The 19,708-nt window shown below is 60.6% G+C and carries 19 protein-coding genes; 11 read left to right on the top strand and 8 right to left on the bottom strand.

What is annotated here, in order from left to right; all coding sequences use genetic code 11:
* Window positions 1–72: 72 nt before the first annotated feature.
* From pcaF to LPU83_RS64885, 9 genes are all read left to right on the top strand, one after another.
* Entirely contained in the window at window positions 73–1,278 is a 1,206-nt protein-coding gene (gene pcaF / locus LPU83_RS64925) for a 3-oxoadipyl-CoA thiolase (protein ID WP_024317942.1), read from the top strand.
* 25 nt (window positions 1,279–1,303) lie between these two features.
* Window positions 1,304–2,308 (top strand): 1,2-phenylacetyl-CoA epoxidase subunit PaaA, encoded by a 1,005-nt coding sequence (gene paaA, locus LPU83_RS64920; protein WP_024317941.1) that lies wholly within the window; start codon window positions 1,304–1,306, stop codon window positions 2,306–2,308.
* Between the two features lie 105 nt (window positions 2,309–2,413).
* Window positions 2,414–2,698: a 1,2-phenylacetyl-CoA epoxidase subunit PaaB gene (paaB, locus tag LPU83_RS64915; protein WP_024317940.1), complete on the top strand. Its 285-nt coding sequence runs from the start codon at window positions 2,414–2,416 to the stop codon at window positions 2,696–2,698.
* The gene (gene paaC, locus LPU83_RS64910) at window positions 2,698–3,477 is read left to right on the top strand and encodes a 1,2-phenylacetyl-CoA epoxidase subunit PaaC (RefSeq protein WP_024317939.1); all 780 of its coding nucleotides are present in this window, start codon (window positions 2,698–2,700) and stop codon (window positions 3,475–3,477) included. Before paaB ends, paaC begins: the two co-directional genes overlap by 1 nt.
* A gap of 16 nt (window positions 3,478–3,493) precedes the next feature.
* Entirely contained in the window at window positions 3,494–4,018 is a 525-nt protein-coding gene (gene paaD, locus LPU83_RS64905; protein ID WP_024317938.1) for a 1,2-phenylacetyl-CoA epoxidase subunit PaaD, read from the top strand.
* Between the two features lie 25 nt (window positions 4,019–4,043).
* Window positions 4,044–5,120 (top strand): 1,2-phenylacetyl-CoA epoxidase subunit PaaE, encoded by a 1,077-nt coding sequence (paaE, locus tag LPU83_RS64900; protein ID WP_024317937.1) that lies wholly within the window; start codon window positions 4,044–4,046, stop codon window positions 5,118–5,120.
* 28 nt (window positions 5,121–5,148) lie between these two features.
* Complete coding sequence (locus LPU83_RS64895; protein ID WP_024317936.1) at window positions 5,149–5,925, top strand: Phenylacetic acid catabolic protein; 777 nt, start codon at window positions 5,149–5,151, stop codon at window positions 5,923–5,925.
* Window positions 5,922–7,979: a phenylacetic acid degradation bifunctional protein PaaZ gene (paaZ, locus tag LPU83_RS64890; RefSeq protein ID WP_024317935.1), complete on the top strand. Its 2,058-nt coding sequence runs from the start codon at window positions 5,922–5,924 to the stop codon at window positions 7,977–7,979. Before LPU83_RS64895 ends, paaZ begins: the two co-directional genes overlap by 4 nt.
* 5 nt (window positions 7,980–7,984) lie before the next feature.
* Window positions 7,985–8,599, top strand: coding sequence for a transferase hexapeptide repeat family protein (locus LPU83_RS64885; RefSeq protein WP_024317934.1), 615 nt, complete (start codon window positions 7,985–7,987; stop codon window positions 8,597–8,599).
* Between the two features lie 151 nt (window positions 8,600–8,750).
* On the opposite strand, the gene LPU83_RS64880 is transcribed toward LPU83_RS64885, so the two are convergent.
* The 6 genes from LPU83_RS64880 to LPU83_RS64855 form a co-directional block, all read right to left on the bottom strand.
* The gene (locus LPU83_RS64880; protein WP_024317933.1) at window positions 8,751–9,761 is read right to left on the bottom strand and encodes a ScyD/ScyE family protein; all 1,011 of its coding nucleotides are present in this window, start codon (window positions 9,759–9,761) and stop codon (window positions 8,751–8,753) included.
* The gene (locus LPU83_RS64875) at window positions 9,740–10,480 is read right to left on the bottom strand and encodes a formylglycine-generating enzyme family protein (RefSeq protein ID WP_024317932.1); all 741 of its coding nucleotides are present in this window, start codon (window positions 10,478–10,480) and stop codon (window positions 9,740–9,742) included. Before LPU83_RS64875 ends, LPU83_RS64880 begins: the two co-directional genes overlap by 22 nt.
* 16 nt (window positions 10,481–10,496) lie before the next feature.
* Window positions 10,497–11,558 (bottom strand): ABC transporter ATP-binding protein, encoded by a 1,062-nt coding sequence (locus tag LPU83_RS64870; RefSeq protein ID WP_024317931.1) that lies wholly within the window; start codon window positions 11,556–11,558, stop codon window positions 10,497–10,499.
* A gap of 5 nt (window positions 11,559–11,563) precedes the next feature.
* Entirely contained in the window at window positions 11,564–12,439 is an 876-nt protein-coding gene (locus LPU83_RS64865) for a carbohydrate ABC transporter permease (protein ID WP_024317930.1), read from the bottom strand.
* Complete coding sequence (locus LPU83_RS64860; protein WP_024317929.1) at window positions 12,436–13,359, bottom strand: carbohydrate ABC transporter permease; 924 nt, start codon at window positions 13,357–13,359, stop codon at window positions 12,436–12,438. The genes LPU83_RS64865 and LPU83_RS64860 overlap by 4 nt, the downstream gene beginning before the upstream one ends.
* A 122-nt stretch (window positions 13,360–13,481) precedes the next feature.
* Window positions 13,482–14,741 carry an ABC transporter substrate-binding protein gene (locus LPU83_RS64855; RefSeq protein ID WP_024317928.1) on the bottom strand — a complete coding sequence of 420 codons (1,260 nt, stop codon included), beginning with the start codon at window positions 14,739–14,741 and terminating at the stop codon, window positions 13,482–13,484.
* 452 nt (window positions 14,742–15,193) lie between these two features.
* On the opposite strand from LPU83_RS64855, the gene LPU83_RS64850 reads away from it, so the two are divergent.
* Both LPU83_RS64850 and LPU83_RS64845 read left to right on the top strand, forming a co-directional pair.
* On the top strand, window positions 15,194–16,597 hold the full coding sequence (locus LPU83_RS64850) for an NfeD family protein (RefSeq protein WP_040680870.1): 1,404 nt from the start codon (window positions 15,194–15,196) through the stop codon (window positions 16,595–16,597).
* Between the two features lie 27 nt (window positions 16,598–16,624).
* Window positions 16,625–17,386, top strand: a complete 762-nt coding sequence (locus tag LPU83_RS64845) for a slipin family protein (RefSeq protein ID WP_024316850.1) — start codon at window positions 16,625–16,627, stop codon at window positions 17,384–17,386.
* Between the two features lie 300 nt (window positions 17,387–17,686).
* Here the strand turns inward: LPU83_RS64845 and LPU83_RS64840 are convergent, their stop codons facing one another.
* Both LPU83_RS64840 and paaK read right to left on the bottom strand, forming a co-directional pair.
* Window positions 17,687–18,283: a TetR/AcrR family transcriptional regulator gene (locus tag LPU83_RS64840; protein ID WP_024316851.1), complete on the bottom strand. Its 597-nt coding sequence runs from the start codon at window positions 18,281–18,283 to the stop codon at window positions 17,687–17,689.
* Window positions 18,284–18,389: 106 nt separating this feature from the next.
* On the bottom strand, window positions 18,390–19,700 hold the full coding sequence (paaK, locus tag LPU83_RS64835) for a phenylacetate--CoA ligase PaaK (RefSeq protein ID WP_024316852.1): 1,311 nt from the start codon (window positions 19,698–19,700) through the stop codon (window positions 18,390–18,392).
* Between the last annotated feature and the right edge of the window lie 8 nt (window positions 19,701–19,708).

Raw genomic sequence — 19,708 nt, 5'->3', positions numbered from 1 at the left:
TAATACATGACCGATCGGTCGGTTAATCAAATTTGCATTGATCGACCTTGAGGGAGCAGGAGGAAACCGCGCATGTCGGAAGCGTTCATCTGTGATGCTGTTCGCACACCCATCGGCCGCTATGGGGGTGCGCTTGCTGCAGTGCGCGCGGATGATCTGGCAGCCCTTCCACTCACCGCGCTGATGGAACGCAATCCTGGTGTCGACTGGAGCAAGGTCGACGATCTCATCTATGGCTGCGCCAACCAGGCGGGCGAAGACAACCACAATGTCGGTCGCATGGCCGTGCTACTGTCCGGCATGCCCGTCACTGTTCCGGCAACAACCGTCAATCGCTTGTGTGGATCGGGCATGGATGCCGTCGGCATGGCGGCAAGGGCAATCCGCGCCGGCGACTGCGACTTCGTGATCGCCGGTGGCGTCGAGAGCATGAGCCGCGCGCCCTTCGTCATGCCGAAGGCAGACAGCGCCTTTTCCCGGAGCAATGCGGTCTACGACACGACGATCGGCTGGCGCTTCATCAATCCAAGGATGAAGGCGAAGTTCGGCGTCGATTCCATGCCTGAGACAGCCGACAACGTGGCAGGAGATTTTGGCGTCAGCCGCGCCGACCAGGACGCGTTTGCGGCTCGCAGCCAGGCCCGATGGGAAGCGGCTCAGGAGGCTGGCCTGTTCGCCGACGAACTGGTCAGCGTCAAGGTTGCGCAGAAGAAGGGTGATCCCGTTGTCGTTGACCGCGACGAACACCCACGCCCGGGCACGACGGCCGAGCAGCTTTCAAAGCTCAAGGGAGTAACCGGCCCGGACTTTAGCGTCACGGCGGGCAATGCGTCGGGCGTCAATGACGGTGCTGCCGCCCTCATTGTCGCGCGCGAGGCGGCTGCAAAAGCGCAGGGTCTGAGGCCGAAGGCACGCATCGTCGCAATGGCTGCAGCCGGCGTCGAGCCGCGCATTATGGGCGTTGGTCCAACCCCTGCCGCGCGGCGCGTGCTGGAGCGCGCCGGGCTTGCAATCGGCCAGATGGACGTGATCGAGCTGAACGAGGCATTTGCCGCCCAGGCGCTCGCCGTGCTGCGCGATCTGGACCTCCCCGATGATGCGCCCCATGTCAATCCGAATGGCGGCGCCATCGCAATCGGCCATCCGCTGGGCATGAGCGGCGCCCGGCTGGTCACGACGGCGACCTACCAATTGCAGCGCCAGGGCGGTCGCTATGCGCTTTGCACCATGTGTATCGGCGTCGGTCAGGGCATCGCAATCATTCTCGAGCGCGTCTGACGCGCGAAGGCAAAGGAGACGAACCGTGTACGCACAGATGGTCAAAACCGACAGCGCCCGTGTCAAGACGCTCGACGAGCTGGACCCGGTCGAACGCGCGTTTCAGGAACGAATTGACGCCGGCCAGAAGGTCGAACCGAAGGAGTGGATGCCGGAAGGCTACCGCAAGACGCTGATGCGCCAGATCAGCCAGCATGCTCACTCAGAGATCGTCGGCCAACTGCCGGAGGGCAACTGGATCACCCGCGCCCCGACGCTGCAGCGCAAGGCCATCCTGCTTGCCAAGGTGCAGGATGAAGCCGGTCATGGATTATACCTCTACTGTGCGGCCGAAACACTCGGCATCAGCCGGGACGAGATGTACGAGCAGCTGCACAGCGGCAAGGCAAAGTACTCCTCGATCTTCAATTACCCGACGCTCAGCTGGGCCGATATCGGTACGATTGGCTGGCTGGTCGACGGTGCAGCCATCATGAACCAGGTGCCGCTGCAGCGCTGTTCCTACGGGCCTTATGCTCGCGCCATGGTTCGCATCTGCAAGGAGGAAAGCTTTCACCAGCGCCAGGGTTTCGACATCCTGATGAAGATGGTGAAAGGCACGCCCGCCCAAAGGGAAATGGTCCAGGACGCGCTGAACCGCTGGTGGTGGCCGTCGCTGATGATGTTCGGACCCTCGGACGATGCATCGGTGCACTCGGCCCAATCGATGGCCTGGAAGATCAAGCAAAACTCCAACGACGAGCTACGCCAGAAGTTTGTCGACCAGACCGTGCCACAAGCCGAGTATCTCGGCCTGACGCTACCGGATCCGGACCTGACGTGGAACGAGGAAAAGGGCGGCTACGATTTCGGTGAGCCTGATTGGACCGAGTTCTTCGCCGTCATCGCCGGCAATGGCCCGTGCAATGGCGAGCGCCTCAGCGCCCGACAGAAGGCATGGAACGACGGCGCGTGGTTCCGCGATGGTCTCGTTGCCCATGCCGAGAAGATGACATCGCGCCGCGCCGCAGCGCCCACCGCCGCCGAGTAATGTGCGCACGCCTCTCGGGCGTCCGCACATTAGCAGTCGCAATCGTAACAAATACGCGATTTTCCAGGCCCTTTGGCCGCGGAGCGCGAGCAGGGAGAAACATCGATGCCCAGCGAATGGCCCCTTTGGGAAGTCTTCATCCGCGGCCAGCACGGCCTCAATCACCGGCATGTCGGCAGCCTGCATGCGCCGGACGCCGAAATGGCCATCAACAACGCCCGCGACGTCTATACCCGCCGCAATGAAGGGGTGAGCATCTGGGTGGTGCGCTCGAGCGAAATCACCGCAAGTGCTCCGTCGGAGAAAGGGCCGCTGTTCGACCCGTCAAACTCCAAGGTCTACCGCCACCCGACGTTCTTCGACATTCCCAATGAAGTGGGGCATATGTGATGAGCGCCCCCTCCAACACGGCCGTCAGCCCGACGGCGCTCTTCGAGTTCCTGACGCGGATCGGCGATAACGCGCTCATCCTCGGCCACCGTGTGTCCGAGTGGTGCGGGCATTCGCCGGCACTGGAAGAGGACATCGCGCTTTCCAACACCGCGCTTGATCTGATCGGACAGACCCAGCTCTGGCTCGGTCTTGCCGGTGAAATCGAAGCTCAGGGCCGCAGCGCCGACAATCTTGCCTATCTGCGCGATGCCCGCGACTTCCGCAACGTGCTGCTCGTCGAGCGCCCGAACGGCGATTTTGGGAAGACGCTGATGCGTCAATTCCTGTTCGATGCCTGGCATTTCCTGATGTTGAGAGCCCTGCGCTCGTCGACCGACAAGCGCATCGCCGACATCGCGGAAAAAGCCTCGAAGGAAGTTGCCTATCATCTCGATCGCAGCCGCGATCTGATCATCCGTCTTGGTGACGGCACCGCCGAAAGCCACCGGCGCATGCAGGAGGCGCTCGACGATCTCTGGGCCTACACCGGCGAACTTTTCGTCGGCGACGCGTCCGATGCCGAGCTTGCTGCGGCCGGCATTGCACCGGAGCCCGAAAGCCTGAAGGCGGCGTGGGACGAGCTGGTTGATGACGCGCTTTCAGACGCGACGCTGAAGAAGCCGGCCGACGGCTTCATGCATAAGGGCGGCAAGCGCGGCGTTCATACCGAGCACATGGGCTTCATCCTCGCTGAACTGCAGTTCCTGCAGCGCGCCTATCCGGGCGCGAGCTGGTAAACGGAAGGAGGCGGTTATGATAGCCGCGACGTTGCCATCGATCGCTGATATCTGGCGGTGGCTTGAAGAGGTGCCGGATCCGGAAATCCCGGTGATCTCGCTTGTCGATCTTGGCATCATCCGCGGTGTCGCCTGGAAGGAGGACATACTGGTCGTGACGGTGACGCCCACCTATTCCGGCTGTCCGGCGACCGCGCTCATCAACCTCGATATCGAGCGGTCGCTAAAGGAAAAGGGGATCGAAAAGCTCAGACTGGAGCGCCAGCTGTCACCGGCCTGGACGACCGACTGGATCAGCACCGAGGGTCGCGAAAAACTACGCGCCTACGGCATTGCGCCGCCCGTGGACGGAACGGCGATAGACGGCATCCTGCGCCAGCGCGTCGACCGGCTCTCCGGCAGCTCCAATCTGACGATCGCCTGTCCGCGTTGCGGATCGACGAACACGGAAAAGATCAGCCAGTTCGGCTCGACACCGTGCAAGGCGAGCTATCGCTGCACCGACTGCCTGGAACCATTCGATTATTTCAAGTGCATCTGACCCTTTGCCGAGTGAGGTCCCCAATATGGCACGTTTCCATTCCCTTCAGGTCACCGACATCCGGCGCGAAACGCGCGATGCCGTCGTCGTTACGCTTACCCCGCAGGACGAGGACCGCAGCGCGTTCGATTTCACGCAGGGCCAGTACCTGACCTTCCGCCGCAAATTCGACGGCGAGGAGTTGCGACGTTCCTATTCGATCTGTGCGGGGCGGGATGAGGGCGTGCTGAGGGTCGGCATCAAGCGGGTGGACGGTGGCTGCTTTTCGACCTGGGCGAACGAAGACCTCAGCGTCGGCGACACCATGGAAGCCATGCCGCCGATGGGCGCGTTCTTCACGGCGATCGAGCCTGATGTTTCCAAGACCTATCTGGGATTTGCCGGCGGAAGCGGCATCACACCGGTCCTTTCGATCATTAAGACGACGCTTTCTCGCGAGCCACGGTCACGCTTCACGCTGGTCTATGCCAACCGGCAAATCAGCTCGATCATGTTCCGCGAGGAGCTGGACGACCTGAAGGACACCTATCTCGGCCGGCTGTCGGTCTTGCACATTCTGGAAAGCGAGGCGCAGGATATCGATCTCTTTACGGGTCGCATCGACGTCGACAAGTGCGCCGGCCTGTTCAAGCACTGGATCGATCTGAAGGCCATCGATACGGTCTTCATTTGCGGACCGGAACCGATGATGCTGTCGATTGCCGCTGCACTTCGCGATCACGGGATGCGCGAGGAACAGATCAAGTTCGAACTCTTCGCATCCTCCCAGCCGGGACGCGCTGGCCGCAGGGCGCAAAGTACTGCGGGCGTCGACAAGGACACGGCCTGCCAGGCAACGGTGACGCTCGATGGCGCAACCCGTGTCTTCAAGATGCCGAAACAAGGGCAAACGCTGCTCGAGGCGGCGCTCGAAAACCACATGGACGCGCCCTACGCCTGCAAGGCAGGTGTCTGTTCCACTTGTCGAGCCAAGGTCCTGGAGGGTGAGACCGAGATGGAGGTCAACCATGCGCTCGAGGACTACGAGGTCCGCCAGGGCTACGTCTTGACCTGCCAGTGCTATCCGCTGAGCGACCGCCTCGTCGTCAGCTACGACCAGTAATCGGTCGGGGACCGAGGGAGGAATGCCGATGTCCGATACGATGCCGATCGAGGAATATCTGCTCAGGGGGGGCGTGCTGACGTCGCCGGACAATGCGCCGCCGCGCTATCGCGGCGAGCTCTTGCGCCTGATGGCGAGTTTCGTCGACAGCGAGCTTGCGGGTGCGGCCGGCTTTGCCGACACGATCAACGATGCGCCTGGTATCAAGGAGCGCATCGCGTCTGCCAAGATCGTGCTTGAAAAGACCGACCATGCCGGACGCGTGCTCGAGATCATGGGTAGCTTCGGCGCCGATATCGGCCGCTATGCCGCGCACCATCCATGGGACGCCCGCCTGAAGCGCGACACCGATATCGGTGCAGCACGAAAGGGCGGCGACATGCGCCTTTCTGTTTTCCACTATCCCCTTGAGGGCTGGATCGATGCAGTCGTTATGAATGTGCTGATGGGCACTGCAAGCACCATCCAGTTGCGGGAGCTCGCTCACGTCTCCTACCAGCCACTTGCCGAAGTGTTCCGCGCCATTCTGCCGCGCGAGGCGCATCACACCGAACTCGGCATCGAGGCGTTGAAGCGGATTGCCGAAGATGAGGAAGGGGCGAAAGCGGCCCGTGAAGCGATCATCTATTGGCGGCCGCGCGTTGCCGCAAGCTTTGGGTTCTCCGGATCGGTGCGCTACCAAACACTGTCCCGTTTCGGCCTTCGCCATACCCCTAACGAGACGCTGCTGTCTGAATGGCAGGCGGCCATCGACGCGCAGCTTGCTGCGCTCAACCTGAACCGACCGGAAGGATTAAAACAATGAACGTTCTGGTAAAGGAGCCACGCCGCCTCGAAAGCTATGTCTATGGCCGCTGGGTTCCCGGCACGAAGGATGGCGCTGAACTGCGCGATGCCTCGACAGGTGCACCGGTGGCGCTGATCGATTCTGCCGGCGTCGATTTTGCGTCGTCTCTGGCCTACGGCCGCGACAAGGCTGGCCCCGCACTCAGGCGCATGTCGTTTCATGAGCGCGCCGCCATGCTCAAGGCACTTGGCCAGGCGCTGATGGACCGCAAGGAGGAGTTCTACGCCCTGTCGTCGGCGACCGGCGCCACCAGGACAGACAGCTGGATCGATATCGACGGCGGCATCGGCACTTTGTTGTCCTATGCCTCAAAGGGTCGACGCGAGCTGCCCAATACGCGTGTACTCGTTGATGGCGACGTGGAAACCCTGTCGCGAGACGCAACGTTCTCGGCCCGGCACATTCTGTCGCCACTGCAGGGCGTCGCCATTCACATCAATGCCTTCAACTTCCCGGTCTGGGGCATGCTGGAGAAGCTGGCGCCGACCCTCATCGCCGGCATGCCGGCGATCGTCAAGCCGGCAAGCCAAACGGCCTATCTCACCGAGCTTGTCGTGCGTCGCATGGTCGAAACCGGTCTTCTGCCGGAGGGCGCAGTGCAACTGGTCTGCGGTTCGGTCGGCGATCTCCTCGACCATGTCGACGGGCAAGATGTCGTAACCTTCACCGGTTCGGCCTGGACGGGCCGCAAGCTGAAGACCCATCCGGCGATCATCGAAAATTCGGTGCGCTTCACCATGGAGGCAGATAGCCTCAATGCCTCCGTCCTCGGCCTCGACGCCGGCCCCGGCACGGAAGAGTTCGACCTCTTCGTCAAGGAAGTCTCTCGCGAAATGACGGCAAAGGCCGGCCAGAAGTGCACGGCCATCCGCCGCGTCATCGCGCCACGCGCCTATTGCGACGCGCTGGTCTCCGTCCTTGGCGAGCGTCTTGGCAACACCACGCTCGGCAATGCCGCCGATGAATCCGTCCGCATGGGCCCGCTTGCAAGCCTTGCTCAGCGTGACGAGGTCCGCGCGCGCATCCGCGATCTTCTCGCCGATGCCGAGATCGTCGCCGGCGATCCGGACAAACCGCGCGTTGTGTCGGGTGACGCTGAAGCCGGCGCCTTCCTCAATCCGGTCCTGCTTTATTGCGACAAGCCCTGGCAAGCCAAGGCGGTGCACGATGTCGAAGCCTTCGGTCCGGTCAGCACGGTCATGCCTTATGACAGTGCCGAGGAGGCGGTGGATCTTGCCCGCCGCGGCAAGGGAAGTCTCGTTTCTTCCGTCTTCACCAACGATCGGATCTTTGCCGAAGAGGTGGTCCTCGGCATGGCGCCGTTCCACGGACGGGTGCTGATCGGCAACCGCACGAGCGCCAAGACGTCGACCGGCCATGGCTCGCCGCTGCCCGGCCTCGTGCATGGCGGTCCAGGACGCGCCGGCGGTGGCGAGGAATTGGGCGGCCTTCGCGGGGTCATGCACTACATGCAGCGCACGGCGGTGCAAGGCGCACCGACGCTTTTGTGTGCCGTCACCGGCCGCTGGGTTGCCGGTGCCGACGTGCGCCGTGATGGCGAGCACCCGTTCCGCAAGTCGCTTGCAGAACTGCAAATCGGCGACCAGCTGGTAACCGGTACGCGCACGGTCACGCTTGAAGATATCGAGCATTTCGCCAACTTCACAGGCGATACCTTCTATGCCCACATGGACGAGGAAGCCGCACGCGCCAATCCGTTCTTCGACGGCCGCGTCGCCCACGGCTATCTGATCGTCGCCTTCGCCGCCGGTCTATTTGTTGACCCGGCCCCTGGCCCGGTTCTCGCCAATTACGGGGTCGACAACCTGCGCTTCCTCACGCCGGTCAATCCGGGCGATACGCTGCAGGTGCAATTGACCTGCAAGGAGATCAACCCGCGCATCGGCGCCGAGCATGGCGAAGTGCGCTGGGATTGCCGTGTGAGCAACCAGAGTGGTGCGACGGTTGCCCAGTACGACGTGCTGACGATGGTGGCCAAGACAAGGGACTGATTAAGATGGCGCAGGTCTATTCCTATGATGGCGTCGTGCCGGTGATCCATCCAACGGCTTTCGTCCATCCGGCCGCCGTGGTGATTGGCGACGTCATCATTGGACCGGCCTGCTATGTCGGCCCGTGCGCCGTATTGCGCGGCGATTTCGGGCGGATCGTCATGGAACGTGGTTCGAACGTTCAAGAGACCTGCGTCGTTCATAGCTTTCCTGATCTCGAGGTGGTGATCGGCGAAGACGGTCATATCGGCCACGGCGCCGTGCTGCACGGCTGCCGCATCGGTCGCAATGCCATGGTCGGAATGAATGCGGTGGTCATGGACGAAGCCGTGATCGGCGAAAATTCGATCGTTGCCGCCATGGCTTTCGTCAAGGCAGGCGCTGAAATCCCGGCAAACAGCCTGGTGGTCGGATCACCTGCCAGGGTCATTCGCGAACTCAGCGAAAAAGAAGTCGCCTGGAAGCGTCAGGGAACGGGCGTTTATCAGCGCCTCGCACTGGAAGCCAAGGACAAGCTTCGACCCGTCGAACCGCTCAGCGAACCGGAGGCAGATCGTCGGCGGATCCAGGCTCCCGCGTATGACCCGCTGATCCTGGAGCGGCTGAAATTCGGTGATTAAGCCAAGGCATGCCCCCCGAACGGGAACAGGTTTCGGGACAATGCGAAACAAGAACTAAAGCGCAAGGCCGTCGTGGATAGGGCAGCGCAACTCAGCTTGGCGCCAAGCAAGTATCTGCATTGATCTAGGACCAAAATCGGGATCGCCACGCTCAGCGAACAGATTCGCGCGTCAAGACATAGAGGTTGCCGCCCAGCTCGGAAACGACGATCCGCCGCTCGTCCCAGACAAGCACTGACACCGGGCGGGTCAGGCCCTCAAGAATAGCCTTCCGTTCCCGTGCCGTTTTATTGAACTTCAGCAATCTCCCACTCGCCTTCCGAAAACCTTCTTTCTGGTCGTAGGTGCCGTGTTCGAGGACAAGCATCTCTCCACCGTTGTCGAAAGCAATGCTCACGGGCGCATTGAGTGCTTCGACGTCAATCCGCGGCGTTGACTGATCGCCAGCCTCGGGAACCGAAACGATCTTTCCGGCTCCTGTAAGGAAGGGAAAGCCGCCGAACAGCGCTATATAAAGGCGCCCGCCGTGAAGGGCGATACCGGCTGGCACCGCATCGGTTTCGTAGCTGTTGCCTTCGGCGAACTCGGTCGGTGAAAGGCTGCGGAGCGCCGTGGGCGCCTGCCCCATGCGGCGGAATGTCAGAAGCGTGCTTTTGTGGCCGTCGGGCTGTAGGCGTTCGACACTGTTTCGCGCGGAGTCGATCACGTAGTAGCTTCCGCTCGCCGCAACGAAGTCGAACGGATTCCAGAAATCGCTACTGATGACACGGACCTTTCCGCCCGCGTCGAGCGCAACGAGCGCGTGGTCAAACGGCCCCTGCTTGGAGCCGACTGGCGTCCATCCCTGGGCGACGACAAGGCCATCATCGGCGCGGACGACACGATATGGACCGGTCGGGTCGCCGATCACGTCGAGGCCATGGGGAAATACCGGACCGAATGCGACAAGCTTGCCGTCCGCGCCGCGCCGGTAGAGCCGGCCGCTGGCGAGATCGCTGACGAGCAGGTCTCCGGCGTCGCGAGATAGGCCGGCGAAGGCGGCACCAGGCGTGTTGAAGGTCTTAAGCGTGTAGCCGGGCGGCGCCGTCGGTTCAGCACCGGCACCGGTGGCTTGGAGCAGCAGAAAACCGGAGACGATAATCAAAGTGTAGAACGGACGCATCTGAAGCCACCATTGGCTGAGAACCGGAATTCCGGATCATAGGCGAGCCGATAGGTCGTTGTCAGGTGGTTTGGATCGCTGTTCCAGGAGCCACCACGAAGCACGCGGTACAGCCCGGCGCTCCTCGCCGCGGTCCCGCCTTCATACGGCGCGTAGACATCACGGGTCCACTCCCAGACATTGCCGACAAGATTGAGGACGCCCTCTTTGCTTGCGCCATCGGGAAAGGACGCCGCCGGTGCGGTCATCGGATACCCATCGCGCGCGTCGCCGGAACAACAGGCATCCGCCCCAGAATTTGCGCGCGCATTGCCCGGTGGGACCTCGCCCCATGGAAACGCGCTGCCCTTCGGTCCGCGTGCCGCCCGCTCGTATTGTTGTTCCGACGGAAGAACCAACCCGTAGTGACGGCAAAATGCATCGGCGTCTTCCCAACTGACCCCGACGACCGGCCGGTCGTCCAATCCCAGGATCGGGTGATTGGCGTAGAAGGCCGCCCGATGGCCGGTCTCCTTGACGAAGAGCCCATATTGCCGGTTTGTAATCTCGGTGCGATTGATCGCAAACGCCTGCCCCTCCACTTCGCGCCGCGGGCGTTCGTTTTCAGGGCCGTCGTCGCGGCCGAAGATGAACGTCCCGGCAGGAATTTCAATCAGCGGATTTGCAGCGATGAGGCCGCCATCGGCAGCGGTCGCACCAAATGCCAGGGTGATCACCATCACTGCCGTCCAAAGGCTAGAAGTCAACACGATCTTCAGTCTCGCCATTGAACAGAAAGACGCGATCCGTCGCGACCTTGACGCCGATCTGCTGGTCGATCTGACCCGTGAAATTCTTGTCGGCACGCAAGGTCATGAGTTGACCTCCCAACCGCAGGCTCACAAGCGTATTCTCGCCGGTGAGTTCCGCCGAATAGATCGGCGCGACCAGATTGACGTCTACATCACCGGCATCAGTCGGGTGGACGTCCTCGGGGCGGACGCCGAGGACAGCTCGAGGGACGCTTGCCTGGCCGATACCCGCGACCCTGAGGCCGGCACTAATGAACACACCGTCTCTCACTTCGCCCGGAACTAGGTTCATCGGCGGCGAACCAATAAAGCCGGCAACGAAGAGCGTGCGGGGATCGTTATAGATCTCCCGCGGCGTCCCAAGCTGCTCGATGACGCCCTTGTTCATCACGGCCACGCGATGGGCAAGCGTCATCGCTTCTATCTGGTCATGGGTCACGTAGATCGTCGTGACCTGCAGCTCATGTTGCAGGTGCTTCAGCTCGGCGCGCATCTGTGTGCGAAGCTTGGCATCGAGATTGGACAGCGGCTCGTCCATCAGAAAGACGCGTGGTGTGCGCACGATAGCGCGGGCAAGTGCCACGCGCTGGCGCTGACCGCCGGAAAGCTCCTTCGGCAGCCGCGACAACATCGAGTCGAGTTCCACACGCCGCGCGACTTCGGCTATTCGCCGCTTGCATTCAGCCGGCGGCACTTTGCGGATCTTTAGCGGGTAGCCGATGTTGTCTTCGACGGTGAGGTGCGGATACAAAGCATATGACTGGAATACCATTGCAACGTCGCGATACTTGGGAAGGACACCGTTGACGCGGTCCTCGTCGATGTAGATGTCGCCGAATGTCGCTTCCTCGAGACCCGCGACCATCCGCATGGTCGTTGTCTTGCCGCAACCGGAAGGTCCGAGCAAAACGAGAAACTCCTTGTCCCTGATCTCGAGGTTGAAATCATTGACGGCAACGAATTCGCCGAACTTCTTGCAGACGTTTTTGAATGTGACGGACGCCATAGGTCTCAACCTTTGACGGCACCCAGGGACAAGCCCCGGACGAGATGCTTCTGGACGATGAAGGCGAAGATGACGATTGGCACGCAGGCCATGAACCCCGCCGCACTGATTTCACCCCAATAGGTGTTGTACTGCGTTACGCGCCCGGCAATGCCGATCGGCAGTGTCTGCGACTGCTCGGTGAGCGTGATGATGAGGGAAAGTAGAAACTCGTTCCACGAGATGATCAGACAGAAGATGGCGGTGGCTGCAAGCCCAGGCCGGGCAAGAGGCAACGCCACGTGCAGGAATGCGCCCCACCGTGTGTCGCCGTCGACCATCGCCGCCTCCTCCAGTTCGACCGGAAGATCCTGGAAATAGCTCTTCATCATCCACGTCGCGAAGGGCAGATTGAAGGCGGTGTAGGCGACAATGAGAGCCGACTTCGTGTTGAGCATGTCGAAATAGTTGAAGAACAGGTAGAGCGGAATGATGCTGACGATGGGCGGCATCATGCGCGTTGACAGGATCCAGAACGAAATCTGCTTCCGCCACTGCCAGGGATAGCTGAACCGTGCCAAGGCGTAGCCGGCCATTGTGCCGAATGTCAGGGAAACGATCGTCGTTCCGATGGCGACGAGAAAGCTGTTCAGCGCGTAGCGTAGGAACGGACGCTGGATAAACGCTTCGTTGTAGTGTTTTAGGGTGGGGTTGCGGGGCAGCCACTCCGGCGGCACTGCGAAAATGTCGATATCATATTTAAACGAGTTGGTCGCGATCCAATAGATCGGAAAAAGTGTGACGACCAGCGCGACAACGATCGTCAGATAGGCCAGCAGGCGGATGAGCGCCTCTGTGGTCCGGCTGCGCGCGTGTATTTTTTTTGGCAGTGTCATGGTCATTCCGCCAACCGCATGCGTTTCATGAACCAGGTGCTTAAAACGATCGTTACAAACAGCACAAAGAGCGACATCGCCGCCGCGTAGCCTGGATCGGCGAAGCGGTAGGCGACCTGATAGATATAAAGGCTCAAGACCTTGGTTCGGTCAGCCGGCCCCCCTCCCGTCAGGATGAAGACCAGATCGAAAAGACGCAGTGCATCCATGACACGCAGGAGAAGCGCAATGGCGATAACCGGTTTGAGAAACGGCAGCGTCAGGTCCCGGAACTGCTGCCAGGACGAGGCTCCGTCGAGCGCGGCGGCCTCGTAGGGCTCGACCGGCAGGCTCGCCAACCCCGCCAACATGAGAAGGAATATGAAGGGTGTCCATTGCCAGACGTCGGCAACGATGATCGAGAACATCGCAAGGTTCACGTCGCCCGCCCATGCCTGCAATGGCAGACCGAGGCGGAACATGATTTCGTTCAGGACGCCGAACTGAGGCTCATAGATGAGCTTCCATGTGATCGCGACCGCGATCGGCGGCAGCATCATGGGGATCATCAGAACGGTCTTCAGAAAGGTCAACTTGCGAATGAATTTATCAAGGAGCAGCGCCAGACCGAGACCGAGGATGAATTCCGACGTCACCGCCGCGACCGTAAATATGATGGTGTTCCAGAGCGCGACGTGAAATTGCGTGTCGGAAAAAAGCCGCGCGAAATTACCGGCACCGACGAACGTCCAGGGCAGATCGGGATTCGGGCTGATTTTGTGAACCGCCGCATAGAACATGTAGACGCTGGGAAAAATCGTCAGGCCCAGGAGTATGAGTACCGTCGGCGCAAGCATGAGGAAGCGCAAATGCCGCTCTACCCATCGCTCCAGACCGCCACCCGATCGAAGCGGCGCGGGCATGGTTCCGCTTTCCGACGTCAACATTGACCTCTCCCGTAAAGCCCTGCCCCGGGGCGCCTGAATTCTCGGGTTTCAAGCTCATCGGGCGTAATTGCCGGCGCAGGAAAGGAGCGGCGTCCGAAAACCCCGCTCCGAATAGCTGTTGCCTAATAAAGGTTCGTAATCCGTGAGACCGCCTCCTGCGAGCTCTTCAGAGCCTCTTGCGGCGTGATCGTGCCTGCGACCGCCTTGGAAAGCTCGATGCCGAAGGCATTCTCGATCTCTGGCCACTTCGGGTGACGCGGACGGGGAGTCGAGGCCTGGATCGCCTCCATCAACACCGGATAGTGCCGGAACTTCTCTTGCGAGGTCAGTTCCGGGTCGGTGAAGACCGAGGTCCGGACAGGCGGATTGCCCCGTAGGGCCGAAACCTTGATCTGTTCGGGCGAGGTCGCCCACATCATGAAGTCGAAAGCTTCCTGCTTATTCTTGGAAGCCGACATGATGCCCATCGTCCAATGGCCGATTTCCGAGCTGCCCGGTTTCGTTCCAGCAGGAATGGGACTGTAGGAGATCTTGCCGACCATCTTCGATTGGGTCGGATCTTCAAAGGTCGCAACCCAGTTCGGCCAGTTGATCGAAGACGCAGCAGTACCGGCGGCGAGTGCGGTGCCAACCTCGTTGGCGTTGTAACTCTCCACGCCCTTCGGCGAGACATCGCGCAGCGCCATGAATGTCTTCATGGCAGCGGCCCCTTCAGGCGTGTCGATCGTTACCTTGGTTCGGTCGGCGTTGAACATATCAGCGCCATAGGACCAGAAGATCGGCATGAAATCGGCAACCACCGGATTTCCCTGGCCGCCTCGGAAGACGTAACCGAAATAACGGCCACCTCCGCTTTCTGTCAGCTTCTTGCTCGCCTTCAACACGTCATCCCAGGTCTTTGGAGCATCTACCCCAGCTTCCTTGTACTTGGCAGCGTCATAGAAGAACATCTGCGCATTCCCCACATAGGGCAGACATACATAGGGCCCGGTATTGTAGGGATTGCGGCAGACCGCCAGCGACTTCGAAAGGAAATCATTGTCCGGCCCTTCCATTCCGGCCTTCTTGAAGTAAGCGGTCAGATCTTCCAGATGCCCGTTCTCGGCGAAAAACGGAATCCACGGATCGTCCATGAGGATAATGTCGAAGACACCGGACTTGGTCGCGCCGGCATTGGCGCCTTGCTCGAACACGTTGGCATAAGGCGCCTGGACGGCCTCCACCTTCGTGCCCTTCAACTTTCCGTAGTCGTCGGCAGCGGCCCTGAGACCGTCACCCTCGCTGCCCGATGGCACGAGGATCGTGATGTCAGCCCATGCGGCTCCGTTGATCGCGAGCGCGGACGTCGCAATAGCCAAGGTGAGAAACAATCTGCGAAGCATTGTACACCTCCCATTCCGAGATGTTATCCCGAGGCGTCTTTATCGGGGGATTCACTCTTTCCGGCATAGCGGAAACGCTACCTCGACACCCAGGCGAACCGCTCTGCGAAAAGTCGAAACGTCGCCCGGCATCTCATCCTCGAGCGAGTTGCAAATATTATCACATCGGGAGCTATATTTAGAGTGCCTGTATTCGCATTTTCTTGATTCTTGCCCTGGTCGTCATCGCAGTTCTGGGGGTCGGTTTTTCCGACGTCCTAAGCTGTCTGATGAAGGGGTAGCGGCAACAATTTTGCATTGCGCTCAAGAGCCCATCTGGGACTTGAGGCGTCGCATCCTCGCCAAGCTAAGCTGACGGTACGAGCGAACGCTTGAGCTTTGCGTTCGTCTTTGGGCGCCGCTTCCGACGCTTTCCTTTCTCTTTGTGATTTCTGACACATATATTAGAAATCATGAGCGTTCCGCAGGTGGTAGCGCTGAGCTTAAGGTGTTGGCGGTGGCTGCCGCCAATCCTGATCTCGTTGTTCTCGCTGCTCTCAGCTGTGGGCCTGACGGCCCTGCTGGCATCGGAATCCAAGCGCGCGGCTATAGTCTTGAAGGTGAACGGCGCCATCAGTCCGGCGGCTGCCGACTATGTGATGCGAGGCCTTCAACGTGCCGGCGAACGTGGCGCGGGCCTGATTGTCCTACAGATCGACACACCAGGCGGTCTCGACACCTCCATGCGGGAAATCATTCGCGCAATCCTTGCGTCGTCCGTGCCTGTGGCAGGTTTTGTGGCACCGAGTGGGGCGCGGGCGGCCAGTGCTGGCACCTATATTCTCTACGCAAGCCATATCGCGGCAATGGCGCCAGGCACCAATCTCGGCGCTGCGACACCGATTGCACTTGGCGGAAAGCCCTTCGGCGGCGAGCCGGAGCCCAACAAGGACAATCCGAGCGGCAAGCCGCCGCAGCCTCCCCGCGACGCCAGCGAAGCGAAAGCTATCAACGACGCGGTGGCGTACATTCGAGGGCTTGCGGAACTGCGCAATCGCAACGCCGACTGGGCAGAAAAAGCAGTGCGCGAAGCTGCGAGCCTTTCATCGACCGCCGCCGCGCGCGAGCACGTCATCGATTTCACGGCAGCTACCGTTGGCGATCTCTTGACCCAGGCCCAGGGACGCATGGTCCGGGTCGGCCAAACAGATGTTCGGCTCGATACCGCCGGTCTTGTCGTCGAGGAATTCCAGCCGGACTGGCGAACGCGCCTACTTTCCGTGATTACCGATCCAAACATCGCAATCATCCTCATGATGGTCGGAATCTATGGCCTGATCTTCGAATTTCTTGCGCCTGGGACAATGCTTCCTGGCACGATTGGTGGCATCTGCCTGCTTCTTGGGCTCTATGCCCTGGCATTGCTGCCGGTGAGTTTCGCCGGCATCGGGCTGATCATCCTCGGCGTCGGGCTGACGGTGGCAGAGGCGCATTCGCCAACGTTCGGCGCGCTCGGCGTCGGCGGCGGTGTGGCGCTGGTGCTCGGCGCAACCATTCTGTTCGACACGGATATCCCCGGCCTAGAAGTTTCCTGGCCCGTACTGGGTGCGATCGCAGCCGCCAGCCTCGCTTTCAGCCTTGTCGTTGCTCGCCTCGCATTCACCTCGCGCTGGCGCGAGGTCGCCACCGGTGCAGAGCAGATGATCGGAATTTCGGGCAAGGTTGAGAGCTGGGCTGGGGCTAGGGGTTACGTCATCGCGCATGGCGAGCGGTGGAAGGCGATTTCTGCCGAGCCACTCGCCGCTGGTGACGGCGTCAGGGTGACCGGCCGAAACGGGCTGACGCTCGAAGTCGCACGCAGCCTGCAGGAGATCTAGCGGCCTTAGGAAGCAGGAGAAGAAGAAATGGGTATGTTTGCAGATCTCGCCTTTTATCTTGTGGCGATCCTTATCTTGCTCGTCATCGTCGCATCCGCGGTCAAGATCTTGCGGGAATACGAACGCGGCGTCGTTTTTACACTTGGCCGCTTTACCGGCGTCAAGGGACCCGGCCTGATCCTGCTCGTCCCTTACGTCCAGCAGATGATACGGGTCGATTTGCGTACGCGCGTACTCGATGTCCCCAGCCAGGACGTCATTTCTCACGACAACGTCTCGGTGCGCGTCAGCGCGGTGATCTATTTCAGGGTCATCGATCCCGAGAAGTCGACGATACAGGTCGAGGATTTCATGATGGCGACAAGCCAGCTTGCCCAGACGACGTTGCGCTCGGTACTCGGCAAGCACGACCTCGATGAGATGCTGGCCGAGCGCGACAAGCTCAACTTGGACATTCAGGAAATCCTTGACGCCCAGACGGATGCGTGGGGCATCAAAGTTGCCAATGTCGAGATCAAACATGTCGATATCAATGAATCGATGATCCGCGCAATTGCCCGTCAAGCGGAAGCCGAACGCGAGCGTCGCGCCAAGATCATCAATGCCGAGGGCGAGCAGCAGGCCGCAGCGAAGCTACTCGAAGCGGCCGAAATCCTGGCCAGGCAACCAGAGGCTATGCAACTTCGCTATTTGAGCACATTGAACGTCATCGCCGGTGAGAAGACTTCGACGATCTTGTTCCCCTTTCCAATGGAGCTCGGGAATCTACTGCCCGTCAAACCGAAATGATGAACCGTTATTATCTATTGCCGCGATCTAGCGGATGGCTCCCTCAGGTCAGCAGCTGCATCGCCTTAGGGCAATTGCTCATCTGAGGGCCGCCACCAACGTAACCGCCTGATCCGGGCATCTGCCCAAAAGGCTTAAAGCGGAATATAACCTGGCATCACCAGAACAGCCTTACGGTCGGATCGCCGACAAGGGGTCATCGGCGAACTCAGCGAGAAATCGCCGAGAAGCGCCAGGGAGCCCGGATACGATCCATCCATTGATGCTGGATCGGCTGAAATTAGCAATCAAGCCTAGCGCTCAGCGCACCGCCTTGACGCCCTCGAGGATCAGGGTGGTGGCAATATCGGCATATTCGTCGCGGCTGACAGGACCGCCCGGTCGAAACCACATATAGACCCAGTTCATCATGCCGAAGAGCGACATCGTCACCGGCATCAGCAACGGCTTGTTCGCGTTGAGATCCGGATTGATCTCGAAGATGGTGTTGGAAAAACGCTTGACGATCCTCCGTTCGATGGCACGCAGCTCGTCAAGTTGCGCTGGCGAGAGCGCGCTCGTACCGTTCAGCTGCACCTTGTGCTCGTTGTCGGCGCCGCGATAGTTTTCCAGTACCAGGCGAACGAGAAGCCGCAATCTTTCCTGAGGAGAAACGCCGGGTTTATCCGCGGCAGCAAGGGCAGCTTCCAACTCTTCGAGATGGTTGCGAATGATATCGAAGATCAGGGCGTCCTTGCTCGGGTAGTAGTGGTAAAGCAGGGCTTTGGAAACGTTGCTGCGCGAGGCGATGTGAGCCATGGAGGCTTTCTCCATCCCCATCTCGGCAAACACGGCAGCGGCGCTGCTCAAGAGGCTGCGTTGTTTCTCTTCAAAGTCGATCGCGCGCGTTCGTGCCATATTATCCTGCGTTCCTGTTCTTTCTCCGCGCCCTCCACGCGACGAGCTTTCGACAGCTCTTGCTTGACGCTTCCCGGAATGTCACCACGCCGGGAAGCAATCGGCTTTATTCCTTCGGCCTGTTGTCGACGACCCGCTTGGCCTTACCCTCGGACCGTGCGACTCCACCCGGGTCGCGAATCTCGATCTTTGTGGTAACACCAACGACGCTCTTGATGTAGTGGGCAAGGGCTTTTGCCGAGGAAGCGCGCGCAATTTCGTCGGCGGCGTCAGGCGCGCACTCGACATGGACGGTCATCTGATCCATACGGCCGGCGCGGCTGAGCTCGATCTGGAAATGCGGGGCGAGCCCCTGACATTTCAGGATCTGCTCCTCGATCTGCGTCGGGAAGACGTTGACGCCGCGCAGGATCATCATGTCGTCCGAGCGGCCGGTGATTTTTTCGATGCGCCGCATGCAGCGTGCCGTGCCGGGCAAGAGCCGCGTCAGGTCGCGCGTGCGATAGCGGATGATCGGCAGGCCTTCCTTCGTCAGCGTCGTGAAGACGAGCTCGCCCATCTCGCCATCGGGCAGAACCTCGCCCGTGGCCGGGTCGATAATCTCGGGATAAAAATGGTCTTCCCAGACATGCAGCCCGTCCTTGGTCTCGACGCACTCACTGGCAACGCCAGGCCCCATGACTTCCGAGAGGCCATAAATGTCTACCGCATGCATGTCGAAAGACTGCTCGATCTCCTGACGCATCGCGTTCGTCCAGGGTTCGGCGCCGAAAATGCCGACCGCCAGCGAGCTCTTACGCGGGTCGATCCCCTGGCGGCGGAATTCGTCGAGGATGGAGAGCATATAAGAGGGCGTCACCATGATGATGCGTGGCTTGAAATCCTGCATCAGCGTGACCTGCCGCTCGGTCATGCCGCTGGACATCGGCACGACGGTACAGCCAAGCCGCTCGGCGCCGTAATGGGCACCCAGGCCGCCGGTGAAGAGCCCATAGCCGTAAGCGACATGGACCATGTCGCCACGACGGCCGCCAGCGGCGCGGATCGAACGCGCCACCACGTCTGCCCAGATGTCGATATCCTTCTGCGTGTAGCCAACCACCGTCGGCTTGCCTGTTGTACCCGACGAACCATGAATGCGCGTCAGTTTCTCGCGCGGCACGGCAAACATGCCGAAGGGATAAGTGTCACGAAGATCCTTCTTGGTCGTGAACGGGAACTTCGCCAGATCGGCCAGCGATGTCAGATCCGACGGATGGACGCCCACCTCGTCAAAGCGCGCGCGGTAGAAGGCGGAGTTCTCATAGGCGTGGCTCAACGACCATTTCATCCGATCGAGCTGGAGTGCCGCAAGTTCATCGCGCGAGGCGGTCTCGACGGCGTCGAGGTCGCCGGGGCGGGGTGATAGGTCTTCCATGTCTGTCT

The sequence above is a fragment of the Rhizobium favelukesii genome, assembly GCF_000577275.2.
In the GTDB taxonomy this organism is placed as follows: domain Bacteria; phylum Pseudomonadota; class Alphaproteobacteria; order Rhizobiales; family Rhizobiaceae; genus Rhizobium; species Rhizobium favelukesii.
The sequence above is the reverse complement of the archived record's forward strand: the minus strand, read 5'-3'. Positions and strand labels throughout refer to the sequence as shown.

What these genes read in the sequence shown, in the direction of transcription:
- LPU83_RS64850 (WP_040680870.1), top strand. Translation starts at nt 15,194, where the DNA reads ATGAGCGTTCCGCAGGTGGTAGCGCTGAGCTTAAGGTGTTGGCGGTGG.
- pcaF (WP_024317942.1), top strand. Translation starts at nt 73, where the DNA reads ATGTCGGAAGCGTTCATCTGTGATGCTGTTCGCACACCCATCGGCCGC.
- LPU83_RS64845 (WP_024316850.1), top strand. Translation starts at nt 16,625, where the DNA reads ATGGGTATGTTTGCAGATCTCGCCTTTTATCTTGTGGCGATCCTTATC.
- LPU83_RS64895 (WP_024317936.1), top strand. Translation starts at nt 5,149, where the DNA reads ATGTCCGATACGATGCCGATCGAGGAATATCTGCTCAGGGGGGGCGTG.
- paaC (WP_024317939.1), top strand. Translation starts at nt 2,698, where the DNA reads ATGAGCGCCCCCTCCAACACGGCCGTCAGCCCGACGGCGCTCTTCGAG.
- LPU83_RS64840 (WP_024316851.1), bottom strand. Translation starts at nt 18,283, where the DNA reads ATGGCACGAACGCGCGCGATCGACTTTGAAGAGAAACAACGCAGCCTC.
- paaB (WP_024317940.1), top strand. Translation starts at nt 2,414, where the DNA reads ATGCCCAGCGAATGGCCCCTTTGGGAAGTCTTCATCCGCGGCCAGCAC.
- LPU83_RS64880 (WP_024317933.1), bottom strand. Translation starts at nt 9,761, where the DNA reads ATGCGTCCGTTCTACACTTTGATTATCGTCTCCGGTTTTCTGCTGCTC.
- paaE (WP_024317937.1), top strand. Translation starts at nt 4,044, where the DNA reads ATGGCACGTTTCCATTCCCTTCAGGTCACCGACATCCGGCGCGAAACG.
- LPU83_RS64855 (WP_024317928.1), bottom strand. Translation starts at nt 14,741, where the DNA reads ATGCTTCGCAGATTGTTTCTCACCTTGGCTATTGCGACGTCCGCGCTC.
- paaK (WP_024316852.1), bottom strand. Translation starts at nt 19,700, where the DNA reads ATGGAAGACCTATCACCCCGCCCCGGCGACCTCGACGCCGTCGAGACC.
- LPU83_RS64860 (WP_024317929.1), bottom strand. Translation starts at nt 13,359, where the DNA reads ATGTTGACGTCGGAAAGCGGAACCATGCCCGCGCCGCTTCGATCGGGT.
- paaD (WP_024317938.1), top strand. Translation starts at nt 3,494, where the DNA reads ATGATAGCCGCGACGTTGCCATCGATCGCTGATATCTGGCGGTGGCTT.
- LPU83_RS64885 (WP_024317934.1), top strand. Translation starts at nt 7,985, where the DNA reads ATGGCGCAGGTCTATTCCTATGATGGCGTCGTGCCGGTGATCCATCCA.
- LPU83_RS64865 (WP_024317930.1), bottom strand. Translation starts at nt 12,439, where the DNA reads ATGACCATGACACTGCCAAAAAAAATACACGCGCGCAGCCGGACCACA.
- LPU83_RS64875 (WP_024317932.1), bottom strand. Translation starts at nt 10,480, where the DNA reads ATGGTGATCACCCTGGCATTTGGTGCGACCGCTGCCGATGGCGGCCTC.
- paaZ (WP_024317935.1), top strand. Translation starts at nt 5,922, where the DNA reads ATGAACGTTCTGGTAAAGGAGCCACGCCGCCTCGAAAGCTATGTCTAT.
- LPU83_RS64870 (WP_024317931.1), bottom strand. Translation starts at nt 11,558, where the DNA reads ATGGCGTCCGTCACATTCAAAAACGTCTGCAAGAAGTTCGGCGAATTC.